The sequence below is a fragment of the Methylocaldum gracile genome, assembly GCF_053646815.1.
In genome coordinates, this window is record NZ_CM132196.1 from 4,802,260 (window position 1) to 4,826,568 (window position 24,309).

At 56.0% G+C, this 24,309-nt stretch carries 22 protein-coding genes; 6 read left to right on the top strand and 16 right to left on the bottom strand.

From position 1 onward, the window contains the following. Nucleotides 1–150 precede the first annotated feature (150 nt). The gene (locus ACWJJK_RS21390) at nucleotides 151–1,539 is read left to right on the top strand and encodes a sigma-54-dependent transcriptional regulator (protein WP_168183860.1); all 1,389 of its coding nucleotides are present in this window, start codon (nucleotides 151–153) and stop codon (nucleotides 1,537–1,539) included. 263 nt (nucleotides 1,540–1,802) lie between these two features. Here the strand turns inward: ACWJJK_RS21390 and ACWJJK_RS21395 are convergent, their stop codons facing one another. Further along, the gene (locus ACWJJK_RS21395; protein ID WP_077731927.1) at nucleotides 1,803–2,495 is read right to left on the bottom strand and encodes an MgtC/SapB family protein; all 693 of its coding nucleotides are present in this window, start codon (nucleotides 2,493–2,495) and stop codon (nucleotides 1,803–1,805) included. A gap of 161 nt (nucleotides 2,496–2,656) precedes the next feature. Beyond that, a complete protein-coding gene (locus ACWJJK_RS21400) occupies nucleotides 2,657–5,023 on the bottom strand; it encodes a penicillin acylase family protein (RefSeq protein ID WP_156881456.1) in 2,367 nt (788 codons plus the stop codon). A gap of 97 nt (nucleotides 5,024–5,120) precedes the next feature. On the opposite strand from ACWJJK_RS21400, the gene rph reads away from it, so the two are divergent. Next, nucleotides 5,121–5,849, top strand: coding sequence for a ribonuclease PH (rph, locus tag ACWJJK_RS21405; protein ID WP_077731929.1), 729 nt, complete (start codon nucleotides 5,121–5,123; stop codon nucleotides 5,847–5,849). A gap of 33 nt (nucleotides 5,850–5,882) precedes the next feature. Here rph and ACWJJK_RS21410 read toward each other — a convergent pair whose 3' ends face one another. Continuing rightward, the gene (locus tag ACWJJK_RS21410) at nucleotides 5,883–6,461 is read right to left on the bottom strand and encodes a beta-class carbonic anhydrase (RefSeq protein ID WP_156881457.1); all 579 of its coding nucleotides are present in this window, start codon (nucleotides 6,459–6,461) and stop codon (nucleotides 5,883–5,885) included. A gap of 125 nt (nucleotides 6,462–6,586) precedes the next feature. Between ACWJJK_RS21410 and ACWJJK_RS21415 the strand changes: the two genes are divergently transcribed. Continuing rightward, entirely contained in the window at nucleotides 6,587–7,186 is a 600-nt protein-coding gene (locus tag ACWJJK_RS21415) for an XTP/dITP diphosphatase (protein WP_077731931.1), read from the top strand. Between the two features lie 17 nt (nucleotides 7,187–7,203). Here the strand turns inward: ACWJJK_RS21415 and ACWJJK_RS21420 are convergent, their stop codons facing one another. From ACWJJK_RS21420 to rluD, 3 genes are all read right to left on the bottom strand, one after another. Continuing rightward, entirely contained in the window at nucleotides 7,204–8,037 is an 834-nt protein-coding gene (locus ACWJJK_RS21420; RefSeq protein ID WP_077731932.1) for a ZIP family metal transporter, read from the bottom strand. Between the two features lie 251 nt (nucleotides 8,038–8,288). Then, on the bottom strand, nucleotides 8,289–9,014 hold the full coding sequence (pgeF, locus tag ACWJJK_RS21425) for a peptidoglycan editing factor PgeF (protein WP_077731933.1): 726 nt from the start codon (nucleotides 9,012–9,014) through the stop codon (nucleotides 8,289–8,291). Then, nucleotides 9,011–9,958, bottom strand: a complete 948-nt coding sequence (gene rluD / locus ACWJJK_RS21430) for a 23S rRNA pseudouridine(1911/1915/1917) synthase RluD (RefSeq protein WP_205780852.1) — start codon at nucleotides 9,956–9,958, stop codon at nucleotides 9,011–9,013. The genes pgeF and rluD overlap by 4 nt, the downstream gene beginning before the upstream one ends. A 57-nt stretch (nucleotides 9,959–10,015) precedes the next feature. On the opposite strand from rluD, the gene ACWJJK_RS21435 reads away from it, so the two are divergent. From ACWJJK_RS21435 to ACWJJK_RS21445, 3 genes are all read left to right on the top strand, one after another. Next, nucleotides 10,016–10,861, top strand: coding sequence for an outer membrane protein assembly factor BamD (locus tag ACWJJK_RS21435; protein WP_077731955.1), 846 nt, complete (start codon nucleotides 10,016–10,018; stop codon nucleotides 10,859–10,861). A 40-nt stretch (nucleotides 10,862–10,901) separates the two neighbouring features. After that, nucleotides 10,902–11,837, top strand: coding sequence for a carbohydrate kinase family protein (locus tag ACWJJK_RS21440; protein ID WP_086133769.1), 936 nt, complete (start codon nucleotides 10,902–10,904; stop codon nucleotides 11,835–11,837). Nucleotides 11,838–12,039: 202 nt separating this feature from the next. Then, on the top strand, nucleotides 12,040–12,327 hold the full coding sequence (locus tag ACWJJK_RS21445) for an RNA recognition motif domain-containing protein (protein ID WP_077731935.1): 288 nt from the start codon (nucleotides 12,040–12,042) through the stop codon (nucleotides 12,325–12,327). Between the two features lie 151 nt (nucleotides 12,328–12,478). On the opposite strand, the gene ACWJJK_RS21450 is transcribed toward ACWJJK_RS21445, so the two are convergent. The 10 genes from ACWJJK_RS21450 to ACWJJK_RS21495 form a co-directional block, all read right to left on the bottom strand. Continuing rightward, the gene (locus ACWJJK_RS21450) at nucleotides 12,479–14,326 is read right to left on the bottom strand and encodes a hypothetical protein (protein ID WP_454128468.1); all 1,848 of its coding nucleotides are present in this window, start codon (nucleotides 14,324–14,326) and stop codon (nucleotides 12,479–12,481) included. A 198-nt stretch (nucleotides 14,327–14,524) separates the two neighbouring features. Then, nucleotides 14,525–15,217 (bottom strand): phosphate signaling complex protein PhoU, encoded by a 693-nt coding sequence (gene phoU / locus ACWJJK_RS21455; protein ID WP_166642721.1) that lies wholly within the window; start codon nucleotides 15,215–15,217, stop codon nucleotides 14,525–14,527. Nucleotides 15,218–15,256: 39 nt separating this feature from the next. Continuing rightward, complete coding sequence (pstB, locus tag ACWJJK_RS21460) at nucleotides 15,257–16,090, bottom strand: phosphate ABC transporter ATP-binding protein PstB (protein WP_077731937.1); 834 nt, start codon at nucleotides 16,088–16,090, stop codon at nucleotides 15,257–15,259. Nucleotides 16,091–16,195: 105 nt separating this feature from the next. Continuing rightward, nucleotides 16,196–17,509 (bottom strand): phosphate ABC transporter permease PstA, encoded by a 1,314-nt coding sequence (gene pstA / locus ACWJJK_RS21465; protein ID WP_077731938.1) that lies wholly within the window; start codon nucleotides 17,507–17,509, stop codon nucleotides 16,196–16,198. After that, the gene (pstC, locus tag ACWJJK_RS21470; protein WP_077731939.1) at nucleotides 17,502–18,881 is read right to left on the bottom strand and encodes a phosphate ABC transporter permease subunit PstC; all 1,380 of its coding nucleotides are present in this window, start codon (nucleotides 18,879–18,881) and stop codon (nucleotides 17,502–17,504) included. The genes pstA and pstC overlap by 8 nt, the downstream gene beginning before the upstream one ends. A gap of 78 nt (nucleotides 18,882–18,959) precedes the next feature. Next, nucleotides 18,960–20,048, bottom strand: coding sequence for a PstS family phosphate ABC transporter substrate-binding protein (locus ACWJJK_RS21475; RefSeq protein WP_240502616.1), 1,089 nt, complete (start codon nucleotides 20,046–20,048; stop codon nucleotides 18,960–18,962). 146 nt (nucleotides 20,049–20,194) lie between these two features. Next, nucleotides 20,195–21,157, bottom strand: a complete 963-nt coding sequence (locus tag ACWJJK_RS21480; protein WP_086133750.1) for an alpha-L-glutamate ligase-like protein — start codon at nucleotides 21,155–21,157, stop codon at nucleotides 20,195–20,197. A 4-nt stretch (nucleotides 21,158–21,161) separates the two neighbouring features. After that, nucleotides 21,162–22,691: an inactive transglutaminase family protein gene (locus ACWJJK_RS21485; RefSeq protein WP_086133751.1), complete on the bottom strand. Its 1,530-nt coding sequence runs from the start codon at nucleotides 22,689–22,691 to the stop codon at nucleotides 21,162–21,164. A 40-nt stretch (nucleotides 22,692–22,731) separates the two neighbouring features. Beyond that, nucleotides 22,732–23,295 (bottom strand): ATP-dependent zinc protease family protein, encoded by a 564-nt coding sequence (locus tag ACWJJK_RS21490; protein ID WP_348529981.1) that lies wholly within the window; start codon nucleotides 23,293–23,295, stop codon nucleotides 22,732–22,734. Nucleotides 23,296–23,510: 215 nt separating this feature from the next. Further along, complete coding sequence (locus tag ACWJJK_RS21495; protein ID WP_240506866.1) at nucleotides 23,511–24,110, bottom strand: c-type cytochrome; 600 nt, start codon at nucleotides 24,108–24,110, stop codon at nucleotides 23,511–23,513. Between the last annotated feature and the right edge of the window lie 199 nt (nucleotides 24,111–24,309).

The window sequence follows — 24,309 nt, forward strand, 5'->3', positions numbered from 1 at the left end:
GTTTTTAGGCCGCGGCCTCGATCCGCTCCTTGAAGCCATCGTAATCACCGCAACCCTATACAACAACCGGTGACAGGCATCCGACTTATGGATTCCAAGAATCCAACATCCTCGGCAGTTCCTAGACTTGTGAACCAGGAAGGACAACATATGGATATGCGCAAGGTACTGTGCTTCAATTTTTCGGCCGCTCGGAACGAATCGCTCGATCCCCTGCGGTCTCTCGAATGGACTATCTTTTCCACTGGCGATCTGAACGAGGCCAAGAATCTCATCGATCATCATCGTTTCAAGGTTGGAATGGTTTTCTTCGGTTCCGACCTGCCAAACGACTTATCCTCGATCAAGAATCTTTTCACCGCACGCCGCTCCATGGAATGGATCGGCTTGCTGGCGGCTGAGACCTTGAACAGACCGGACCTATGCGAGCTGATTTCTCGCTACTTTTACGATTATCACACCCTGCCTTTGGATACCGGGCGCCTGCAATTGACGCTCGGCCATGCTCTGGGCATGGCGGATATCTTGGAACGCACCGCAGCCTCCTCGATCCATAGAAATCGCGAGGAGCTGATCGGATGCAGCCCGGCAAGCCTCAGGCTGTTCCGAACCATCAAGAAAGTCGCCGCCATCGAGGCGCCGGTATTGATCATCGGCGAGAGCGGCACCGGAAAAGAATCGACCGCTCTCGCCATACATCGAGCCTCTACTCGATGCGACAACCCCTTTGTCAAGGTGAGCTGCGATGGATTGCCGCCGGAAGTCATTCGATCGGAGCTGTTCGGGCACGACAAAGAACGGCATGACCGCATCCACGAACCGGGCAAGAGCCGTCTGGAAGCTGCGGCGGGAGGCACGCTGCTCTTGGATGAAGTCGGCAATCTGACCGAAGACCTTCAAACCGAATTGCTCAACTTTCTCCGGGAAGGGACCACCCCGTCAGGTAGCGACACCGCGAAAACGCCGATCGACGTCCGGATCATCGCCACCGCTCAAACCGACCTGGAACAAACGGTAATGGACGGTCGCTTCCGGGACGATCTCTACCGGCGGCTCAAGGCTTTGACCGTAAACGTTCCGCCGCTGCGCGAGCGTCAGGACGATATCGAACTTCTCGCCAAGCACTATCTTCGCGTGTTCGCCAACGGCGACGGCGATTCCGCCCAAGGCTTTGAGCCCGAAGCATTGAAAGCGATGCGTCGTTACGAGTGGCCCGGCAATATTCGCGAGTTGATCAACCGGATCAAACGGGCCAAGGTCATGTGCGAAGGTCCTTTGATCAACTCGGCGGACCTGGGCTTGAACGACTTCCATCCGAGCTTTGGCAGAGTATTCGACCATCCTATGACCCTGGAAGAAGCCAAAGACCAAACCGAAAAGGAAATTATCCAGCTTACGCTGCAAGCCACGGAAAACAATATTTCTCGTGCGGCGCGGCAATTGGCGGTGTCGCGCATGACACTCTATCGTTTGATGTACAAACATCAGATCAGAAGCCATTGGGTCGGGGAAAATTTGGGAATCGCGGTCCAGGAATGAGCGTCCCACGATCCGCTTCATAGTGCAGCCCATATCGATTGGCCGATCGGATTCGGCCGATTCTATATCTCATCCAATTTGAGCCGGATCAGAGCGACGCCTCCACCAAGGGGCGTCGCGAAATCGATCGTAGCGTGCCCGAAACGCGCACTTGCGAACCGCCCATGAGAGTTGACGCGATGTTCAAGGTTGAGATCACTTGCATGACGCGGCAAGTTCAACATATCTCGACCACTCGCCAGATTTGACGGGATAAATGGGGGCTAATCCCCCACCGGTGAAATGCTGAACTCAAGAAGGTCGGTTTCTTGCCGTAGCCTATCGGCAAGCCGGCTGAAATGGACCAGATCGTAAGTGCGGATGACCATGCAGTACTCGAAGGCTTTGCCGCTGTCGACAAGACGGTAGCTCATGCCCGCGATGCGCGCCTTGTATTGAACGATCAACGCACAGACGGACGATTCATCGGGCGCCGAATCCCTCGAATACCGCAGCCTCAGCTGGGCGTATTGTTGGCTCGGTATCCAGTACTCGATCAATCGGAACAGAGCCAGAGTACCCAAGACCGCACCCGTAACCAGAATCGCGGGGTAATAGAAGCCTATGCCGTAAAGAATGCCGAGGGCGGCAGTCATCCAGATGGATGCGGCCGTGGTCAGGCCGCGGATGGTGAGCCTTTCCTTGAAGATCACCCCGGCCCCCAGAAAGCCGATGCCCGTCATGATGCCTTGGGCCATGCGCGTCGGATCGGTCTGAATCGTGTCCAGCGGAACACCCTTCAACCACAGCCTCTGGTAGCCGGTCAGCAACATCAGTAGCGCTGAAGCCAGACAGACCAGAGCATGCGTGCGAAATCCGGCCGGACGACCGTGAAAGGTACGTTCGAGTCCGATAAGGGCGCCGGCCGTCCATGCGCTCCCTAAACGGATCGCGATTTCGAGGTATTCGTCGCTCATAACGTCCTCCCTAGCGCAGCAATGCCGTTAAGTTAAGCCGTCATGCCGGCATCCAGGACACAAGGATGTGATTCAGCCCAATGCCCTCCGTGGCTTCTAGATTCCGACGAAGAATGACGAAGCAGGACCTGACTTAACGGCATTGCCCGGTGCAGGCCGGATTATTCGGGAATCAGCGTCAAATGATGTTTGGCCGCACCCGGCAGGAAAGGCAAAGCAACGCCTTTGAGCCAGGCTTGCTGCTGGTCGCGGTAATGCACCGAGAACGGGTGCCCGGATTGGCCGCCCGGCATATGGAGAATGCCGTCCTCGGGATGATTCGGCGACACCGCCATGCGCTCGCTGGCGCCGTGGCCGTCAAACAGCACTCGCACGCAGAAGCTGCCGCAGCCGCTCGCGGGCTCCTCGGGCATATCCAGAACCCAGCCGGCGAGTGTGAACGTCTGGCTGAACGGATGGCTCAAATGGACCCGGTTGATCTCACCCCATGCCAAATTCTCCAATCGGTCGACGCCGTTCCGCTGCTTGGCCTCTTCGGCACTGCGGCGGAGCGTCTCGATCAAAAAACTGCGCCAATCGGCATATTGCCGATCCGGCAGCGTTTCCGGAACCTGTTCCGTGAGCAGCGTACGAAGCGGCGTTTCCTGCTCGCGCCAGGCATAGGCGAAATTCGGATCGGCCGCCGCGCACCGACTCACCAGAGGAGCGAACACGGCTTTTGCGAGATTTCGCCGCCACTCGACCAATAGCCCTATACCGATGCTATCGGCATCGAGCCGGCCGTTCCAGCGTTCGATCGAGCGCTTCGCCTCCGCCAGAATTGCGTCTTCTGGCTCACCGTTCAGCACGGACAAGGCCAGGCGGCGATAGAACTCGTAAAACTCGCTGACCGTATCGAGCTGCAAGGCCAGCATATCCTGTTCCGAAACCCGAGGCATCCCCTTAAGCTTCTCGGCGATTCGGTAGGCACGGTAGCTGAAGGAGAAATTGTGGCCGATCACGTAAGGATATTCCTTGCCCAAAGTACGATTGTTGGCGGTTGCGAGAAACCCTTCGGCGGGATCGACGACCCGCGGCAGTTCTTCGGGCGGAATGAATCCGTCCCAGCGGGCGCTACCGTTTGCCCAGGAAACGCTGACGCTCCCGTCGAAGCCCACCCGCCTCGGGAAAAAGCCCATGTAAGTCCAGGCGATGTGCCCCGCATCGTCCGCCAGAACGACATTCTGGGGCGGCGCGCCGGCGCGGTTCACGACTGCCATGGCCTCATTCAGGGTTTTGACGCGGTCCATCCCCAGTAATCCCAGATTCACGGCTCGCGGGTCCAGCGCAGTCCAACGGACCGCCACAGGCTGGCCGAGCAGCGGCTCCGGTGCGAGCGGCCCCCAAACCGTGCTCTTCAGCTCGAGGGGCTCGGCACTGCCATCCTTAACGACTATGGTCTCGGTCCGGGTCTCGAACCGACGCCAGCCTTCCGGCGTCCGGTATCGGCCGGGATCGGCGGGATCCAGTTCGACCCGCACCAAATCCAGCAAATCGGCGTCTACATTGGTAAATCCCCAAACCACATGACGGTTGCTGCCGACTACGACCAGCGGCACTCCCGGCAGAGTGACACCCGACAAATCCACGTCTCCGTAGAGCAGCCGGGCACGATACCAAATATTCGGCACCGAAAGTCCCAAGTGCATGTCGTTGGCCACAATGGCGCGCCCGTCCTTGGTTTTGGTTCCGCCCACCGCCCAGTTGTTCGAACCGATGCTGGGCGCTTCCGGCTCGATGACGCTGCCGAGCTTCTGGTCTCCGACCTCCTCGATCAAGCTCGCGATCGATTTCACCGGAACCGGGCGCGCCGGCCGGTGCGAATCGCCACCGCCCAAGAGAACGGTAACGTAGGGATCGGTGTCGGGAGTCAGGAAAGCGGTCACCTCGGCAGGAAGGAGACGATCCATCAGCGTAAGGGTTCGCTCGTCCTTGTCATGTCCGTTCAACGTTTGAAACATACCCAGCGCGACCAGCATGCTGTCCTCCAGCCGCCAGGCATCGGGATGATAAGCCAGGACGCGGAACTCGAACGGCAAGGCCTTAGCCCGGGAGATGAACGCATTCACGCCATCCGTGTAGGCTTGCAAAACCTTGCGTTGATCCGCCGGCATCCGGTTCACAGCATCCTCGGCCGCGCGCTGAAACTGGTAAGCTCTTTGCCGTTTATCGAGGAGCAACGCTTTCGCGCCGAAAACTTCCGCCAATCGTCCGGCCGTCTTGCGCCTCATCAGGTCCATTTGGAAAAGCCGGTCGCGCGCATGGAGATACCCCAACACGCGGAATGCATCCTCCCGCGTTTCCACCCGCACCGACGGAATTCCGAACTCATCCGCTTCCACCTCGGCCTTTTCGGAGAGTCCTGGCAGCCCCGCCTCGCCGTCCATGACCGGCAGCGACTGGGCAATCCTGTCGATCTGATAAGCGGCGGGCGCAATGACGAACAACAACGCGAAACCGAACAAATATAAGAACCGTTTAGCATTCATGAGCGATTATCGTGACTTCTGTTATGGATCGCCGGTAAAAAGCGAGGGCAGTTGAATTCGGGTATACTGCCCCGATTTTCGAAGAGCGAGCAATACCATGAGACCGAGCGGACGCCAGCCGGATGAACTGCGAGAGATCGCATTGACCTGCAATTATACGAAACACGCGGAAGGCTCGGTGCTCGTCGAATTCGGCGATACCCGCGTGATCTGCACGGCCAGCATCGAAGAAAAAGTACCACCTTTCCTCAAAGGTAAGGGCAGCGGGTGGATTACAGCGGAATACGGCATGTTGCCGCGCTCCACGCATGAGCGGATGGGAAGGGAGGCAGCCAGAGGCAAACAGGGCGGCCGCACCATGGAAATCCAGCGGCTCATCGGACGTTCCCTGCGGGCGGCGCTGAACCTGGAAGCCCTTGGCGAGCGGACCATCACCATCGACTGCGACGTGATCCAAGCGGACGGCGGTACCCGAACGGCCTCGATTACCGGGGGCTATGTGGCCTTGTCCCTGGCCGTAGGCAATCTGATGAAACAAAGAAAGCTCCGGATCAATCCTATCCACGGCCAAATCGCTTCGGTGTCGGTCGGCATCTACAAGGGCGTGCCGGTGCTGGACTTGGACTACCGCGAGGACTGCGAGGCAGAGACCGACATGAACGTGGTCATGAACGAGGCCGGCGCCTATGTGGAGGTCCAAGGCACGGCGGAAGGTCATGCCTTCCGACGCGATGAACTCAACACCATGCTCGATTTGGCCGGCAAAGGAATCGCAGAATTATTGGCTCATCAGCGAGCCGCGCTCGAAAATTGCAAAGCCGGCTGAAGCCGGCTTTGCCTCAGACCATCCCGGAACGCCTTATAGCGGACGTCCAGCGGCCATGGCCGCCGGCACCTCCACCAGCTTGCCCGATCTTACGTCGTAGATGAAACCGTAGATCGGAATGTTCTTCGGCACCAGGGTGTGATTACGGATGCGTCTCACGTCCTCGGCAACGCTCTGTTCCTGATTCTTGATGGTCAGCCAGTTGATGTATTTGCCGTCGGTACACCCCGGCCCTTTACCCACATCGTGCCAACCGCTGGCGTCGATGGTCGCGGTTTCGAGGCTATTGCTCAGAAGATCGCCCATGATCTCATTGGTGAACAGTTCCATACCGCAATCGGTATGGTGAATCACGAACCATTCGCGGGTGCCGAGCAGCTTGTAGGAGATCACCAGGGAACGGATGGCGTCGTCGCTGGCCCGTCCGCCGGCATTGCGGATCACGTGGGCGTCGCCCTCGGTAAGACCGGCGTACTTGGCAGGATCGAGGCGCGCGTCCATACAGGTCAGGATCGCGAAATGCCGCCCCGGCGGCAAGGGAAGATGGCCCTTGTTGAAACTCGCCGCGTACGCTTGATTAGCGCTGAGCACTTCGTTCAAGATTTGGCTCATATCTTTTTCTCCTCTGAGATTGTTATTGTTTATGACGCCGCCTGCTCAAGCAGCAGCCGACGCACCGGCTGATACGCCCCCTTCCCGGAAAGCGATTCGGCCCGCCATCGTGAGACAAGCCGACGATGAAAAAAATCCTGCTCGCCAGCAATAACCCCGGAAAGGTCCGCGAAATCCAGGCCATATTAGCAAACGATGACATAGAGATCGTACCGCAATCCGCTTTCGGAGTCCCGGATATCGAGGAGGTCGGATTGACCTTTGTCGAGAATGCGATTCTGAAAGCTCGGCACGCCAGCCAGCTTTCCGGCCTGCCCGCCATAGCCGATGATTCGGGACTGGAAGTCAACGCCTTGGGCGGCGCGCCCGGCGTTTTCTCGGCCCGATATGCCGGCCCCGGCGCGAACGATGCCGAAAATAACGCCAAGCTGCTCCGCGAACTGGAGAATATTCCGGACGCCGAGCGGACCGCCCGATTTCGCTGCGTCATGGTTTTTCTGCGCCACGCGCAGGACCCGAGCCCATTGATCGGACAAGGCGTATGGGAAGGCATCATTCTGCGCGAACCGCGCGGCAAAGGAGGCTTCGGTTACGACCCGCTGTTTTTCGTGCTGGAAAAAAACTGCACCTCGGCCGAATTGTCCCCGGACGAAAAAAATCGCCTAAGCCACCGCGGCAAAGCTCTGCGGGAACTCGTGGCGCAAATGCGCGATTCAGCTAAATGAGCGTTCGGCCGATATTCCTACGGGACGATGGCGGGGCATTTCGATGAAACGGCCTCGGGGGAATGATCTTTATGAAATTCCTCGGTATAGGCATGCGCCGAAAAGATCAGCAGCACGCCGGCACTGATCATGGCGATTTGTTGAAATGCGGCACTGGCATTGGTGCGGTGGTGCAAACTGGGAATCAGGTCCGCAACCGCTACATAAATGAAACTCGATGCCGCCAAGGCGAGGAAATAAGGCAGCGCCTCGCGCAGATTTTCCAAGCTGTAATACGCCAGGACACCGCCCAGCAGAGTCGCCAAGCTGGACAGCAGATTGTAGAGCAAGGCCTTGGGACGGCTATAACCGCTTTTCAAAAGGATCGCGAAATCGCCCACTTCCTGGGGAATCTCATGGGCGAACACCGCCAGGCTCGTGACTATCCCCAAATGTACATCGGTAAGAAAAGCCGCGGCGATCAGCACGCCATCCACGAAATTGTGGATACCGTCGCCCAATACGATGAGAGTGCCGGCCGGCTGGTGAAAGTGGTCGTCCGTATGCGTCTCGCAGTCGCCGGCGTGGCAATGCCGCCAAAGCAGCAGTTTTTCCAACAAAAATAGCGCCAAGATTCCGAGAAGAACGGCGGCGAAGACGCTCTCCGACTGCTCCGTGCCGACCGTTTCGACAGCATGGGGCAAAAGATCCAGAAACGCCACGCTCAATAACGCGCCCAAGGCGAAGCTGATGCCGTGAGGGAGCACGCGGGGATGATGATGGTCGGGAATCATCAGGAACAGCGATGCCGCAAGGACGCTCAAAACGCCGCCGATCAAGGTAAAAATAATTATCCAGAGGAGAAGGTTCATGTCTTATTTAAACCTAGAAGCGGCGGTTGGACGTGCCCGAGTGTGCGGCAGGCGGACCGGATAGCAAGGCGCGACGACGCGGCGGGGTATTCTCCCGCGAGGAGGAGCAACGCCGCCAGCCGGTCCGCCTGCCGTGCAATCGGGTACGTAGCGGCGTCACCCAAACGGTGACGTAGGTAGAAGGTAGGGCAATAAGGATTCATGGAACTTTTCTAGTTATTTAAGCGGTCAACCGCTGTTTCTAGGTTTATTTATTCGCGCCAGATCAACGTAGCCATGCGGCCCGTCACGCGGTCGCGGCGATAGGAAAAAAAATCGTCGGCATTACCGAAAGTGCAAAAGCCCCCGCCGTAGATTGCCGAAATTCCGACATCGTTCAGTACGATACGTGCGAGGTGATAAAGATCCGCCAGCCATTTTGCGTTCTCCGTTTGGCAAAACGCGGCGGCGAATGCCGCTCTCTTGCGGACGAAGGTCTCCCGGACCTCATGACCTACCTCGAACGCGTCCGGACCGATTGCAGGCCCGAGCCACGCCAACAAATCATCGCCTTCAAGCGCTTCGACGGCGGCTTCGATGACGCCCGCCGCAAGCCCTTTCCAGCCGGCGTGCACCGCCGCGACCCGATCGCCTTCCTTCGAACACAGCAAAACGGGCAGGCAATCCGCCGTCATGACCGTGCAAACGATGCCGGTTTGGCATGTGAATGCGGCATCCGCGCTTCGATAGGTCGATACGTCGGCCCGAATGACGTGTTTTCCGTGCACTTGATTCAGCCACACGGGTTCCGCGGGCAGGCTCAAGGCCTCCCGCAGCCGATGCCGGTTTTCCGAGACCCGACTCGGCTCGTCCCCGACGTGAGCGCCGAGGTTGAGGCTCCGATATGGGCCTATGCTCACCCCGCCCCGGCGCAACGTGCTCGCCGCCCGGACGCCGGGCGGCACGGGCCACTCGGGTTCGATCCAGAATCGGCTCATGCCTGTTCTCTCAATGCCGCAAGCAGACCGGAGAAATCCGCAGGGAGTGGCGACTGCCACTCCGTGTACTCACCGGTTGCGGGGTGAATGATCCCGAGCTTTTCGGCATGCAAGGCCTGTCTTTTGAAATTTCGGATGACTGTGATCAGCTCTTCGCTCGCGCCGGCCGGTATCTTGAGCCGACCGCCGTACACCGGATCGCCGACCAGCGGATGATGGATATGGGCCATATGGACGCGAATCTGATGGGTACGCCCGGTTTCGAGCTTTACCCGAAGCAGGGTGTGGTGGGGGAAGCGCTCGGCGATGCGGTAATGAGTGACGGCAGGCTTGCCTTCCTCGCGGACGGCGAAGCGCTTCCGATCGGTGCGATGCCGGCCGATCGGCTCGTCCACTGTTCCGCCGGCGGTGATGGCACCCTGCACCAAGGCCAGGTATTCCCGATGCACGGTCCGAGTCTGGAGCTGCTCCACCAGCGATTTGTGCGCGGACAAGGTCTTGGCGGCCATCAACAATCCGCTGGTATCCTTGTCCAGCCTGTGAACGATACCGCAACGCGGAATACCGGCCAGCCCAGGGGCATGATGCAGCAAAGCATTTTGCAGAGTTCCGTCACGATGGCCGGCCGCCGGGTGCACGACCAGACCCGCGGGCTTGTCGATGATCAGGACCGCGTCGTCCTCGTAAAGGATCGCAAGTGGGATATCCTGGCTCTCGACGGCCGTGGTCTCCTCGACTTCAGCATGCAGGACCACCCGTTCGCCGCCCAGAATCCGGTGCTTCGGAGACAAAACGGCCCCATCGACTCGGGCAGCCCCGTTTTTGATCCAGCTTTGCAGACGATTTCTGGAAAAATCCGGAAACAGTTCGCTTAGAGCTTGATCCAGGCGACGGCCGGCTAGCGATGGAGGAATTTCGGCGGTAAGAACGCGGGTGGAATTCACTTCTATGGGATAGATAATTCAATGTATACTGCGAGCGTTAAGACTGCCGCTCCTATCATGTCGTCTTTTTTCACTTTTTTTCGGCCTGTGCGCTTCGTTCTTTGGCCGCTCGCCTTTGCCATACTGCTATTCGGCTGTTCTACCACTCGCGAAGAAAGGGATGAATACGCCGACTGGACCGCGGAGCAGTTTTACACCGAGGCCAAAAAGGCGCTGACGGAAAAACGTTACGAAAAAGCGGTGAAATTATACGAGAAACTGGAAGCTCGTTATCCGTTCGGCAAATATGCGACTCAGGCGCAACTCGACATCGCCTACGCTTACTACAAAAACGACGAGCCCGATTCCGCTCTTGCCGCCACCGACCGCTTCATCAAGCTCAATCCGACTCACCCGAACGTCGATTACGCCTATTACCTCAGGGGCTTGGTCAATTATAACCGAGGCATAAGCTTTGTTGATCGTTTTCTGCCGACGGACTCGTCGCAGCGTGACCCTGGATCGGCTCGCGATGCCTACAGAGAATTCGAAGAACTGATTGCCAAGTTCCCCAAGAGCCGCTATGTGGACGACGCCAAGCAACGTATGGTGTCGTTAAGAAACAATCTGGCCATGTACGAGGTTCACGTTGCCGACTTTTACATGCGACGTGGGGCCTATCTTGCGGCGGCCAGGCGCTGCGCCGAAATCATTCGCAACTATCAGCGTACTCCGGCCGTGCCCGTGGCTTTGCAGATCATGGAACAGGCCTACCGCAAGCTGGATATGAAGGAATTGGCCGACGATGCGGCTCGCGTCTACGCATTCAATTATGCCCAAGGCGTTCCCGGCCAGGCTAAAGATCTGGTTTACGAGCCGTCTGCCATGGAGCGCTTGTGGAACTTTCTCGGTTTGGAAAAATAGGCTTCCGCTTCGTTCGGTGGATAGGATGAGCTTCACAAGGATGAACACACCCTCCCCTAAAATTGAAAGCCAAAATATTCACGTATTGTGCGTTGGACACGCATCGTACGACCTCATCTTTTCCGTACCGCACCATCCTGAAGCGGACGAAAAAATCTTCGCCGAATCCCTGATGTCCTGCGGCGGCGGTCCGGCCGCGAACGCGGCCGTAACCGTAGCGCGTCTCGGCTATAACGCGGCTTTTGCCGGTTATTTGGGAAACGACCCCTATGGACAAATCCATTTCGAGGAATTGCAACGGGAGAACGTGTCTACCGATCTCATCGTCCGCGGCGCGTCGCCCACGCCATTGTCCGCAATCCTGATAAAACCGGACGGCAAGCGGGCTCTGGTCAATTACAAGGGCGCCAGGGCGCCTTTGCCGGCGGACAGCATCGATTTTTCGGACGTTACGCCGAAAGTCATCTTGTTTGACGGGCACGAGCCCGCCCTCTCCGAACCATTGTGTGCCTGGGCGAAGTCCAGAAACATTCCCACGGTCCTGGACGCCGGCTCTTTGCACAAGGGAACCGACGCGCTGATGTTCTCGGTGGACTTCCTGGTGTGCTCGGAAAAATTCGCGCGGCAATGGCTGGATGATGACGATCCGGCGCAGGCTTTGAATCGTTTGGCCGAACGCTCACCCGCAGTCGTCATAACCTTGGGCGAAAATGGGCTGATCTGGAAGAAGGGCGTCGAGTCGGGAAACCTCCCTGCATTTCCGGTAAAGGCCGTGGATACTACCGGAGCCGGCGATGCGTTTCACGGAGCATTCGCCGCCGCCCTTGCAAGCGGCCAAAATTGGCAGGATATCTTGCACTACGCCAGCGCCGCCGGCGCCCTTTGCTGTACCAAGGAGGGCGCGCGACCAGGCATTCCCGATCGGGAAACGGTCGAACTGTTCTTGAAAAATCAGAAACAATCACCGAGTTATTGACATCGGACAACTTCCCTTTGAAGCTTATGGAATCTCGGGATACGTTCAGCCTTTCTCCATTACCGGGTATGAATGGGTGTATAGGCCGCCAATTTGGCTCCGTAGAGGGAGTCGATCATCAGTTCTTGATCTTAGTGCCATTCGTTAAGCAGCTGATGTATTTAATAAGGAAATGGCACGAAGTGATGAACAGGTGTTTTCGATGAATATCTACGTCGGCAATTTGTCCTATCAAGTCACCAGCGAGGAATTGCGTGAAGCATTCGAACGCTTTGGCGAGGTTACCAGCGCGAACGTCGTGATGGATAAACTTACAGGTCGCTCCAAGGGCTTCGGCTTTGTAGAAATGTCGGATCGGGCTAGCGCTGAAGAGGCTATCAAGCAGCTAGATGGCGCCGATCTCAAGGGGCGTAATATCCGGGTAAACGAGGCACGCCCTCGCTCCGAAAGCCAGTCGAATTTTCCGCCTCGGCGCGCCCGGCACATTTGACGGCTAAAAACGCGCCGTCTCCACATTCCAACTCTTTGGAACACGAGACGGCGTTTTAGCCCCGTTGCGGGCCGATCGTCCTGCGCCGCTAAATGTGCCCAGGAATCAATTTATTATCAAACGCGCATGAGCTGCGCGGCTTCACGGATATTCAGTTAAGCCGCTCTACGAATCCGGCGTCGACTCTGCAACCACCCAGGTCCGGATAGTCGCGCAAATTCTGCAAATGATCGCGATAGACCGGATGCTGGAAAGCAATGCGTTTGACCTTTCCGCCGTCAAACTCGAACTCCAGGGCTCCGCCTTTAGCCAAAGGACTCCCGATTCTTGTCGCAAAAAGCATAATCGCCAAGTTTTTGAGCGGTCGCCCCTGCTCGAATGCAGGTCGGGCGCAGCTCAAGGCATCAATCTGAAGTGCCGAAAAAACCTGAGCCAATTGCGCCGAGGTTGCTACAATCCCGGCCCCCGGCACGGCCGGAACATTCAATATCTGTTCGAGACCGAAATCCGCGAGATGGTTTTGTAGCAATACGGTGCCCGTCCCCTTTTCGTCGGACGCAATTAAAGGAAACAATTGACGCTCGGCCACCGCAGGGTCGGAGTTCGTCATCGCCGCGGTGAGTTGGCGCTCCAGGGAGCGAATGGCAGCGAAATAACTTTCTTTCTCTTGGGTCTGTTGCAAGATTCCTCGCCAATCCTCCTCGGAATTGACCGACAACCCCATTTTTTTCATCGTCTCATAGTCTTCCGAGGCCAAGCATCCGCCGAAGCCCTTAGCCCGGTACTGCTGTAACTGGCTATTGGGAACAGTTCCGCTGAGAACTTGTTGCCCCGGCACGTTGTAGTTCCTCCAATCGGCGCTCTTATCCAAGAAGTAGTAAAGCACGGCATTGCGGTCGAATTTATTGAAGCCGAGATCTTTCATCACGACCTTGAGCTTCCGACAACTGCTCTCGACGTCCTTATAACTGTCCCAGTTCGGCTGAAGATTCGGGCGATCGGGATGATCCGCCTCGGCGATGTATTTCAACACGGTCCCATTCGCTGATCCCCCCTGCATTTTCGAGCGCCAAAGCTCTTCGAGAGAGAGATCTCTCGCATCCGGCAATCCGTCCGGATTGATCTTCATCAGGAGGGACGAGCGCAAGGCGCCATGGACCCTGACCTCGCCCAAAGCCTTTGCATCGGTGCCCAGGATTGCGACGGGACTGTCCGAAATCTCACGGATGACAAATCGGGTTTTATTGACGATGCCTCCCTGGTTGTTCAGCGTAATGGCCGCTGGGAGCGAATGTGTCTCACGCCTGCTTTGACTCCCTGAAGCATCTGCCTGCGTCATTTCCGCAGACCGATTCTCGTTATTCAGCATCCACCCCGAGGCAAGCTGCCCCACGAGGGCCACACCGGCTCCCGCTCCGGTGAGGGCCAGCACGCCACTCGCCGTGCCGACATCGCTCGCCAGCTTGGCGAAATCGACGTCGCTGTTCAAACTATTGACGAAACTGAAGTCGATTTGGGTGTCTTCGGCGGTATCGAGCCTCATCCAAGGCGTCAGATAAACTTTCTTGGCATTGAAGGTAAAGCTGCACTCTCCGGCCGCCGTCTGATAAACGAGCGCGGGCACTTCCTGGTAAAGCTTGAGCTTATCGTTTCTGATTTGGAATAAAAGTGCGGCCGAGGTACCGCCCTTCTGATAGCTTCTGCCGAAGTCCTGGCATGGCTGTCCGCGGCTTGCATCGCGCTCGAATTCGAATTCGGAAATCAGTTGAACATAGAAATCATCGCCCTGCACCGCAGACATGCCCGGCAAGGCGCGCAGTTCTGCCGATTCCGTCTCCGGATAATCGATGGAAACCTCCCGCGTTCCGGCACACCCCGAGAGGATTAACACTCCCGCGGCGGCGAATCGAGTCAAACTGGAACGGAGGAGCACAAGACGTCGCAAAGCGATCAGCCTTCGTTCGAATACGAAGGTTCGTGGAATTGTCGATTTTGGCATCTGTGTATATTGGCGCACACTACCGGCTTCGGTTAACGCCACCGGCCGAAAAACCGTAGTAATACGGGCGCGATCGCTAAAAGAAGATGAGGGTTAAGGCATGCGCTGCTTTAGAAAGAGTTGCGCTTCAGCATAGGACTATACCGTGTCATTGCCGGCATATCCAGCCGACGGCGGTCTATCGCAATGGGCGAGCCATCATGGACTTTGGTGCCTGACGTCTTTTCCCTTAATCTGAAAAACGACATACTCGGCAAGATTCTGCGCATGGGCGCCGACACGCTCCAAGGCCTTGACGGCCAACACCGTGTTGATCGCGAAACCGATGTTTCGGGAATCCTCCATGATATAAGTCATCAACCGCCTTAAGCTCGCCTCGAACTCATCCTCGAACGCGCGGTGATGGGCGATGATGTCTCGGGCCGCGTCTTCATCGGACCGGTCGAACGCATCCAAAGCTTTTTCCAGCGCATCGACCGCCATTTGCCCCATGACGTGCACATCGCGCAGCAGATGCTCGTTCGGGTCGCTGGTATCGTTTCCATAGATTTGCAGGGCGATGTTCGCAACCCTCATCGCTTCGTCGCCGATACGTTCCAAATCGGTAACGCCCTTCGACACCGCCATGATCATCCGAAGATCCCCGCCAACGGGGCAGCGGCGCGCAAGAACCTCCACAATAGTCCCATCGGTCTCCACTTCGAGAAGATCGAGCTCGTTCTCGCGCTGACCGATCTTGCTGGCCAACGCCATGTCTTTGGTCTTGATCGCCCGCAATGCATCCTTGAGCTGAGACAATGCCAACCCGCCCATTTCGACGATGCGGTAATGAAGCTGGCTCAACTCGCCGTCAAAGCGTTTGACGATGTGCCCTTCACCCTGAGTTGTCATCGCGTCTCCCATCTCGGTTCATGGCCGGATTCCGTTTCATCAACCGAAACGTCCGGTGATGTAATCCTCGGTCAACTGATGGCGGGGATTCGTAAAAATCTGCGCCGTTTCGCCCACTTCGATCAGCCGGCCGAGATGAAAATAGGCCGTCCGCTGCGAAACGCGCGCCGCCTGCTGCATGGAGTGCGTTACGATCGCGATCGTGTAATGCGAGCGAAGCTCGTCAATCAGTTGCTCGATCTTGGCCGTCGCGATCGGATCTAGCGCCGAGCACGGCTCATCCATCAGAATCACCTCGGGGTTGACCGCGATCGCCCTCGCGATGCAGAGCCTTTGCTGCTGTCCGCCCGACAGGCTGGTCCCCGGCTGATGCAAATAATCCTTGACCTCGTCCCAAAGGCCCGCGCGCCTCAAGGACGTCTCCACCACTTCTTCGAGCTCCGCCTTCGAGGAAACCAAACCATGAATCCGCGGTCCGTAGGCCACGTTCTCGAAAATAGACTTCGGAAACGGATTGGGTTTTTGGAACACCATGCCGACTTGAGCGCGTAACGGCACCACATCGAGCGAGCCGTCATAGATATCCTGACCGTCGAGTACGATTTGCCCCGTGACTCGGCACCCCGGGATGGTGTCGTTCATTCGGTTGAGACATCGGATAAAGGTCGACTTGCCGCATCCGGACGGCCCGATAAGCGCAATCACTTCATTGCGGCCGATATCGAGACCAACATCTTGAATGGCGTGCTTTTCACCGTAATAGACGTTTACGTTGCGGCATACGATGCGTGAATTCGGTGAAGTAATTTCACCGACCGTGTGTGAATATTCCCGGTTGAAGGAAGCTTCCGAAATTCTTTCGCGGACTTTCATTCGTGGCGGCTCTCTGTGCGATACCGACGTCTTAAATTCCATAAATGAATTCATACCTCGACCTATTATCTTTCCGACCGTTTGGTGAAAGCGCGTTCTTAGTGATTACCAGCGTCGCTCAAAGCGCTTGCGGATATAAACCGCCAAGCCGTTCATAAAAATCAAAAACACCAGCAAAACCATGATGGCCGCCGATGTACGCTCGACAAAGGCACGCTCCGGACTATCGGCCCAAAGATAGATTTGCACCGGAAGAACCGTCGAAGGCTCCATGATGCTTTGGGGGACGTCGACAATGAACGCCACCATACCGATCATGAGGAGCGGAGCGCTTTCACCCAGCGCACGCGCCATGCCGATAATAGCCCCCGTCATCATCCCGGGAACAGCCAATGGAAGAACGTGATGGAACACCATCTGCATCGGGGAAGCACCCACGCCCAGCGCAGCTTCCCGCACCGACGGCGGAACGGCCTTCAAAGCGGACCGTCCGGCAATGATGATAACGGGCAGGGTCATCAAGGTCAGCACCAAGCCGCCGACCAACGGCGACGATCGCGGCAGCCCGAAGAAGTTGATGAATACCGCAAGCCCGAGCAAACCGAATACGATCGATGGAACCGCCGCCAGATTATTGATATTGACCTCGATGAGATCGGTCCAACGATTCCGCGGCGCGAACTCTTCCAAATAAATCGCCGCGGCCATGCCGATCGGTAGCGAGAGACTGAGGGTTACCAAGAGCGTAAACAAAGACCCCATCACGGCGCCCCATATCCCCGCCAACTCCGGCTCCCGCGAGTCGCCCGACGTAAAGAAGGCCGTGTTGAACGATTTCTTGATACGGCCATCAGCCTCGAGCTTATCAATCCAGGCGATTTGATTATCTTTGATGCGTCGCTCGCCCTCCGCTCCGGTCCGTCCCAACTGCCCTTTCACAAGCATGTCGGTATCGTCGTCGGCGGAAATCCACACCTTCTGAGTCTTGCCGATGAGCTCCGGGTTGGCCAAAACAAGGTCGCGGAGATCGTAGGAAGCGCCTGCACTCAAGAGGCTATAAAGCGCTCTCTTTGCCTGGCGCTCCTTCACGTCGAGGAACATCGAGCTCAGAGCGTTTTTCAAAAGCCGGTCATAATCCGCTTCCATGAGAGCGGACGGGTCGCGTCTACCGTCAGGATCGATGAGTTGGGGATCGAAATAGACGTCCAGCGCGATCGACGTTTGTTGAAAAGCCGTATACCCCCTGGCGATGATGCTTCCGAATAGAAGGACCAAGAAACACAAACCGGCAACAATGGACAAGAGCCCATAAAGTCGGAAACGTTTCTCCGCCTGTCGCCGTTTTACCAGGCTAGCATGGACGACATCGATAGTCCGGTCGGAAGAAGAGCCCCCCGAAATCTCACAGATCTCATTCATACTGTTCCCGATACTTGCGCACGATATGCAGAGCGATGATGTTCAGCGCCAAGGTTGCCAAAAAGAGCACCAGTCCGAGAGCGAAAGCCGCCAAGGTTTTTGGACTGTCGAATTCCTGATCGCCAACCAGCAGGGTTACGATTTGGGTCGTGACGGTGGTGACAGCCGCCAGAGGATTAGCCGTGAGATTGGCCGTGAGCCCTGCCGCCATAACCACGATCATGGTTTCGCCAATGGCGCGTGACACCGCCAACAGAACACCACCCACTATGCCTGGAAGCGCCGCCGGTATGATCACCTGCCTAATCGTCTCGGATTGGGTCGCACCTAATGCATAAGCGCCGTCGCGAAGCGATTGAGGCACGGCGTTGATGAAGTCATCGGAAAGCGACGACACGAACGGAATAATCATGATGCCCATGACCAACCCCGCAGCCAGCGCGCTTTCAGACGATACGTCCAGACCGATCCGCGCACCCAAATCGCGAACGAACGGGGCAACCACCAGCGCCGCGAAGAAGCCATAAACAACGGTAGGTATACCGGCAAGAATTTCCAGAAGCGGCTTGGCCGTGGCACGGAACCTGGAACTAGCGTATTCCGATAGATAAATGGCCGACAGCAAACCGATCGGAACCGCCACCAGCATTGCAATCAAGGAGATCAACAGAGTGCCTACGAACAGAGGCACGGCGCCGAAAGCCCCGGAAGAACCGACTTGATCCTCCCGGATAGCCATCTGCGGGCTCCAATCCAAGCCGAACAAAAATTCGGTAATGGGTACTTCTTTAAAAAAGCGGATCGATTCGAAAAGAACCGATAAAACGATGCCGATCGTCGTAAAAACGGCAAGGGTCGAGCAAACGATCAGAAAAACCGTTATCGATTTTTCCACGTGGTTCCGGGCTCGATGTTCTTTGCTGATTCGTTGGCGAGCGTAGGCGGCTCCGGTGATAGCCACGAAAGTGGCCAATACGCTCAGTAAACGATTACTCGTATCCTTGAGCCTAAGATAGTGATTTGCCGCAGCCTCGACGGCTGGCTCGATCTCCCCTGCAACGGCGCCGCTTGCAACATTCCGAATATCGTTGACCAATAAGCCGATCCGATCCGGTGGGGCCGAGCTCAATTCTTCCGGGAGTGCCGAAACAACCAGTTGGATTACGATCGAATTTTCAAAGGCGGTCCATAAAAACAAGACCAATAACGCCGGAATTCCACACCAAAGCGCAGCATAATAGCCGTAATAACTCGGTAACGAGTGAAGACTCCTGACCGTTCCACCGGCCACTTGTAGAGACCGCCGGCGACCGATGTGGTAGGCGGCCGCACTTAGCAATACAAGCAGGAACAGAAGTGTGGATTTCTGCATTCTAAGGCAAGCCCTCGAAAAACAAGCGACCGGGATTGCAACCCGGTCGCTGAAATATCGCTTCTCGAATGACTTTCGTCACATCGAGTAGTTCTTCAAACTCTTTGCATTCTGTGCAACCTCCTTGCGCTCGCTATTAGGCAAAGGAATCAGACCTTTATCCGTCAGATAGCCTTCCTCCCCCATGGCTTTCTCGCTCGTAAACTCCGCGACATAAGCTTCGATTCCCGGAATCACGCCGACGTGGGCCTTTTTAACATAAAAGAACATCGGCCGGGAAACAGGATATTGTTGGGCCGAGATCGTGTCGTAATCCGGTGCGATTCCATCCATGGGAATGGCTGAAATTTTGTCGCCATTTTGGTCCAAGAAACTGAAACCGAATATACCTAAAGCTTTGGGGTTGGCATTCAGCTTTTGAACGATCAAATTGTCGTTTTCGCCCGCCTCGATGTACGCGCCGTCCTCCCTGACCGTTTGGCAAATTCCTTTATACTGTGCTTCGTCCTTTTCTTTCCAAGCCTTAATCCATTTGAAGGTCTGACAGCCGCCTTCCAGCGCCAACTCGGCAAAGGCGTCTCGTGTACCGGAAGTCGGCGGCGGCCCCAGCACTTCGATCTTGACATTCGGCAAAGCCGGATTGATTTGGTTCCAAGTCTTGTACGGATTATCTACCAGTTTGTCGCATTCTTGGCAGGATGGATCGGGCACTTTCTTGGCGAGCGCCAGAAACACTTCGCGGCGCGTCAACTCCATCGCCTCCGCTGACTTGGCGTGGGCCAACACAATCCCGTCATAACCGATTTTCACCTCGGTAATTTCTTTTACGCCGGCTTTCTGACAGGCGGCCAACTCGGCCTTTTTCATCGGACGTGACGCATTGGCGATATCGGGGTATTGAACGCCAACACCGCTGCAGAAAAGCTTAATGCCGCCGCCGGTTCCGGTCGACTCGATTTTTGGAGTCTTGAATTTGCCGCCTCTCCCGAATTGTTCCGCGACTACCGTCGCAAACGGATAAACAGTCGAAGAACCCACAATACTGATGTAATCGCGGGCTGCTTCGGCGTGTGCCTTAGCGCCGAACAGCGCCATCGAGATGACCGCTGCGAACCCCAAGAATTTATTTTTCACTAGATCCCCCATCGTAAACTGAATATCAACCACGGCTAGATTCCGGAAATCGCCTCACAGCAGGACATTTTTAACAAAGAATTGTTACCGTAATATTTCAATCCGCCATGGGTCCGAACGCCGTATTTAGATCTCATCAACCTACAAAAGTGTGCCCCAATCAACTCGAGGCCGAAAAACTATGGATTTGAAGTGGCCAGGTTTTGTGCCAGCTCGACTCGGTCCTCTACAGAAAGCGGTATTTCAGCCATACGTTCGACTTGGCGCAAACGAGGCAGAATGCCGATTTTATTGGCGAGCTGAATGCTCAAGCCCGGTCTAGCGTTAATTTCAAGCATCAATGGACCAAAATTCTTATCCAAAACAATATCGACACCGATAAACCCCAACTTGACCAAATCGTGACAGCGCGCCGTCAGCGCAAGAATTTCACTCCAATACGGAATTTCCAATCCGGCTAGCTTGCCTCCCGTATCCGGATGCTGATCAATGGGCGTTTCGCGCCAGACACCGGAAAACGTTCGCCCACTCGCCAAATCTATCCCGACCCCAATGGCACCCTGATGGAGATTCGCCTTGCCGTCGGATAATCGCGTCGGCAGCCGCATCATGGCCAACACCGGCACCCCTCGGAACACGATTGTTCGGATGTCCGGCACGCCCTGATAGCTGATCTGATCGAATATCGGGTCGAATTTGACCCGATATTCGATCAACGCCGAATCGGGCAACCCGCCCAGACTGTACATACCGCTCAAGATATTGGAAATGTGATGCCCCACTTCATCATCATTGGCCAAAGCGCCACTGGCTTTTCGATGGCGTCCGTTTTGGCGGCCGACGATGATCAGGATTCCCTCGCCACCGCTGCCGTGCGCCGGCTTGATGACGAAATCCTCATACGGCTCGACCATCTCCCTTAACTTCTCGATTTGATGTTCGATCTCGACGATTCCGTACAGTTTCGGCACGGCAATGCCAGCGCTCAAAGCAAGCGCTTTGGTTTTGGACTTGTCATCGACCAAGGGAAAATAGCGGCGGGGATTATACGGGAGAATGAAATCAGCATTGCGTTCGTTCATTCCCATAATTCCCTGGCCGCGCAGGCGCTCCCAAGGAAATCGAATGCTCCAAAATCCCATATGCCTATCGTCTCAGCGCCGCTCTGAAACGCCATAGCTCGGTCAGGCGATAACCGGTATAGCGTCCGAGCAACAAGGTCATAGCGAGTACCACCAAGAGGATTTCCGGGAACACAAACACGAGATGTCCGAGGGTTTTACTGCTCATAATGAGATAGGCAAGCGAAGCAACCAGCAGACTTCCCAGTCCTTGTTTCAGGGCTTCGGCAGGACCCGACTCTTCCCAAACCAGAGACATTCGTTCTATGGTCATCGCTAAAATCACCATCGGGAACAGGGCTATCGAAAGACCACGATCTATACCCAATTTGTGGCTAAATAAGCTGACCGTCGCCATCAGCAAGATAACGATGATCAGCACCGACGCCAAACGGGGAACCAATAGAAGCTTTAGATATTCCAGATAGAAGCGGATGAGGAGTCCCGACGCCACGAGTACGCAAAAAAGCATCACGCCCCATAAGAGTTCGGTCTCTCGAAAAGCCAACGCGATCAAAACCGGCATAAAGGTACCGAACGTTTTGATGCCGATGACATTGCGCAAGAACACGATAAAAAACGCGCCTACCGGCACCAAGAGCAGCACGCGATAGACGTTTTGAGTTTGTACCGGAAGGCTGAACAGAGAAAACTCCATGATGCGCGAACCCATCTGCCGCGCTCGCTGCTCGGCTACTAGGGTCATGTCCTGAGTATGTTTTCTCACCGAATATTCGACTTTGGCATGCTTGCCGCCCGTTACCTCGAGCACCGGAGAATCTCCCAAATGCCACACGACGGCTTCTTTGGGAAATCCGGTTTCACCCGTTTCCGGACCGAACGGCAGCCAACCGACACCGTCGAAGATTTCCAGCCAAGGCGTCAAGGCGCCGTGACTGATACCGTCCCTGAGAATCAGGACATGTGTCATTCGCGCCGGAACATCCGCGGCAGCCAGCAAATTTATGACTCGGCGAACCCAGTCTTCGGAACCCTGGATGTCCTGCCTGAGCAAAACGACGTTAGGATCGGGAGTCGGCGCATTAAGGCGCAACAACAGCTCACGGGCAAACGTAGCGGCATCGGCGGATTTGCTGCGCACCTCGTCCAGCAAGGCCCATGCGGCCGAACGCATCAACTCCGGAAACTCGGATGCCTGTACACTGGGTACCGAAGAGATTGCGGAAGGCAAGGTCGCCATCGGATCGCGGGCCAGATTAATGCGGTAATAAAGCACCTGATAACCTTTTACCCGCCGCACTGCCCATTCAGCGAAGCGCCGTGTCCCGTCATCCTCGGTCGTCAGGCCATAATTGCTGGATACGAAGTTCTCGTCGACGACCGTGTAACCAACAGGGGCGCGGGGAATGGAGAAATGCACCTTTACCGGCGTATCCCGCTTCGCCTTGAATTCGATGCGCGCCTCGACGGTCCACACTTCCGCCTGCTCTGTAGGCAGCAAAGGCAAACCGAGCCGGGTTACCTTGTACCAGCACAGCGAAACACCGATGGCCACCAAAACCAATGCCAGTATCTTAACGTGCAGGTTCCGCAAGAATTTATCCTACGTTAAGGGTGACAGTCGAACCGTGCGTCTATTTGCTTTTGTTTTGGTCAGACTCGCTAGACACACAAGGGTCGCTATCCGCTTTATACAAAAAGGTGTCCCCCGAGTCGACCAGCGCTACGTCTTTGAGAAAACTTCGGCCTAAAAGCACCGGGTAATTGAAATTGCTCCGATCGACAAGAGTGAACTCGGTTTCGTAATTTCTGCCATTCTTGCACAGCACCAGCTTCACGACGTCACGCTTGGTCGCGCGTGTCTTACGCTCCTTGATATAAACAGTCCGGACTAGAGGACGCTCAACCGTGATGGATTTATCGTCGTCGGTTCCGGTCAGCGTGAAACGTACCCATTCCTCACTATTTTTCGTAAAGTGCTCGATGTTGTCGGCATGCAAAGACGACGTTTTGGCGCCGGTATCCAGCTTCGCCGTTATGCGGATGTTCCATGGCTTGAGAAACACGGATTCCAGCCAGCCCATGACGGCTTTTTCGCGGACGGCCGACTGCGCCTCGGCAGCCAAAATCGCGATTGAGAGTGTCAACAAGAAGATCAAGGTGCCGAATCGCATCACGAAGCTATAGATTTGGAGCACTCGTCTACGCTAACGGGAATCGACGAGCGGCGGAACACGATTAAGGACGTGAGGCTGGTGGCGTCGGATAGCTGCCAACGGCGTAGAATGGCACGACCGCAGATACTCTTCACATTCACCACGCGGGGAACGACTTGCCGAAGCTGACTTCTCCGGCAAGTACAAGAAAGCAAAACTAATTTAGAATCGATCCAAACCGGGGAGTTGGATCAAGACTAATCTTCGACTATCGTCAAACCTTTTTTCTGGCTCGCGTAATAAGCGGAGATATCCTTCATATCTTCCTCTGACAGCCCTTCGGCGATGCCATTCATGATCGGATTTTTCCGGGCCCCGGATTTGTAATCCTGCAAAGATTTAATGAGATAGCTCTCATGCTGTCCGGCAAGACGCGGAAAGTTCGGATCGGTCGTATTGCCGTCTTCTCCATGGCATCCCCCACAGCTTTCCGCTTTCCCTTGCCCGACTGCCGGATTGCCGGTAACGGGCAATTTGACGTTTATTGCACGGAACCGCGATATATAAGCGGCGATGTCCTCTATATCTCGATCGCTCATGTTCGCCGCGTTTCCAAGCATGCTTCCGTGCTTACGCTGTCCGGAACGGTAAGCCTTAAGCGCTGAAACGACATAATCGGCGTGCTGCCCCCCGACGCGCGGCACATGATAGGTGGGATAGGCATTCGTGTACCCAGCCACCCCGTGACACCCTTCGCAAGTATAAAACTTCGTTTTTCCCGCTTCGGGATCTCCGGCCGCATTGACGCCCGGAACGATTAACGCACCAGCCAAACCTGCAGCCATCAGGCCCCACAAATTATTTGTTTTCATTCAATGTGCTCCAAGAATCTACGGACTTATCAAACTAGCGAAACAGGCGCCGCGATGAATTGCTCCCCCGCATAGACAGCAAAAACCCGGATTGAACCGGGCAGCATGTCGGGGACAACGAGGACCCCAAAGTTAAACGAATTATATTACCGATAAATCACTGTTTGACAATCGCTCGACAAAA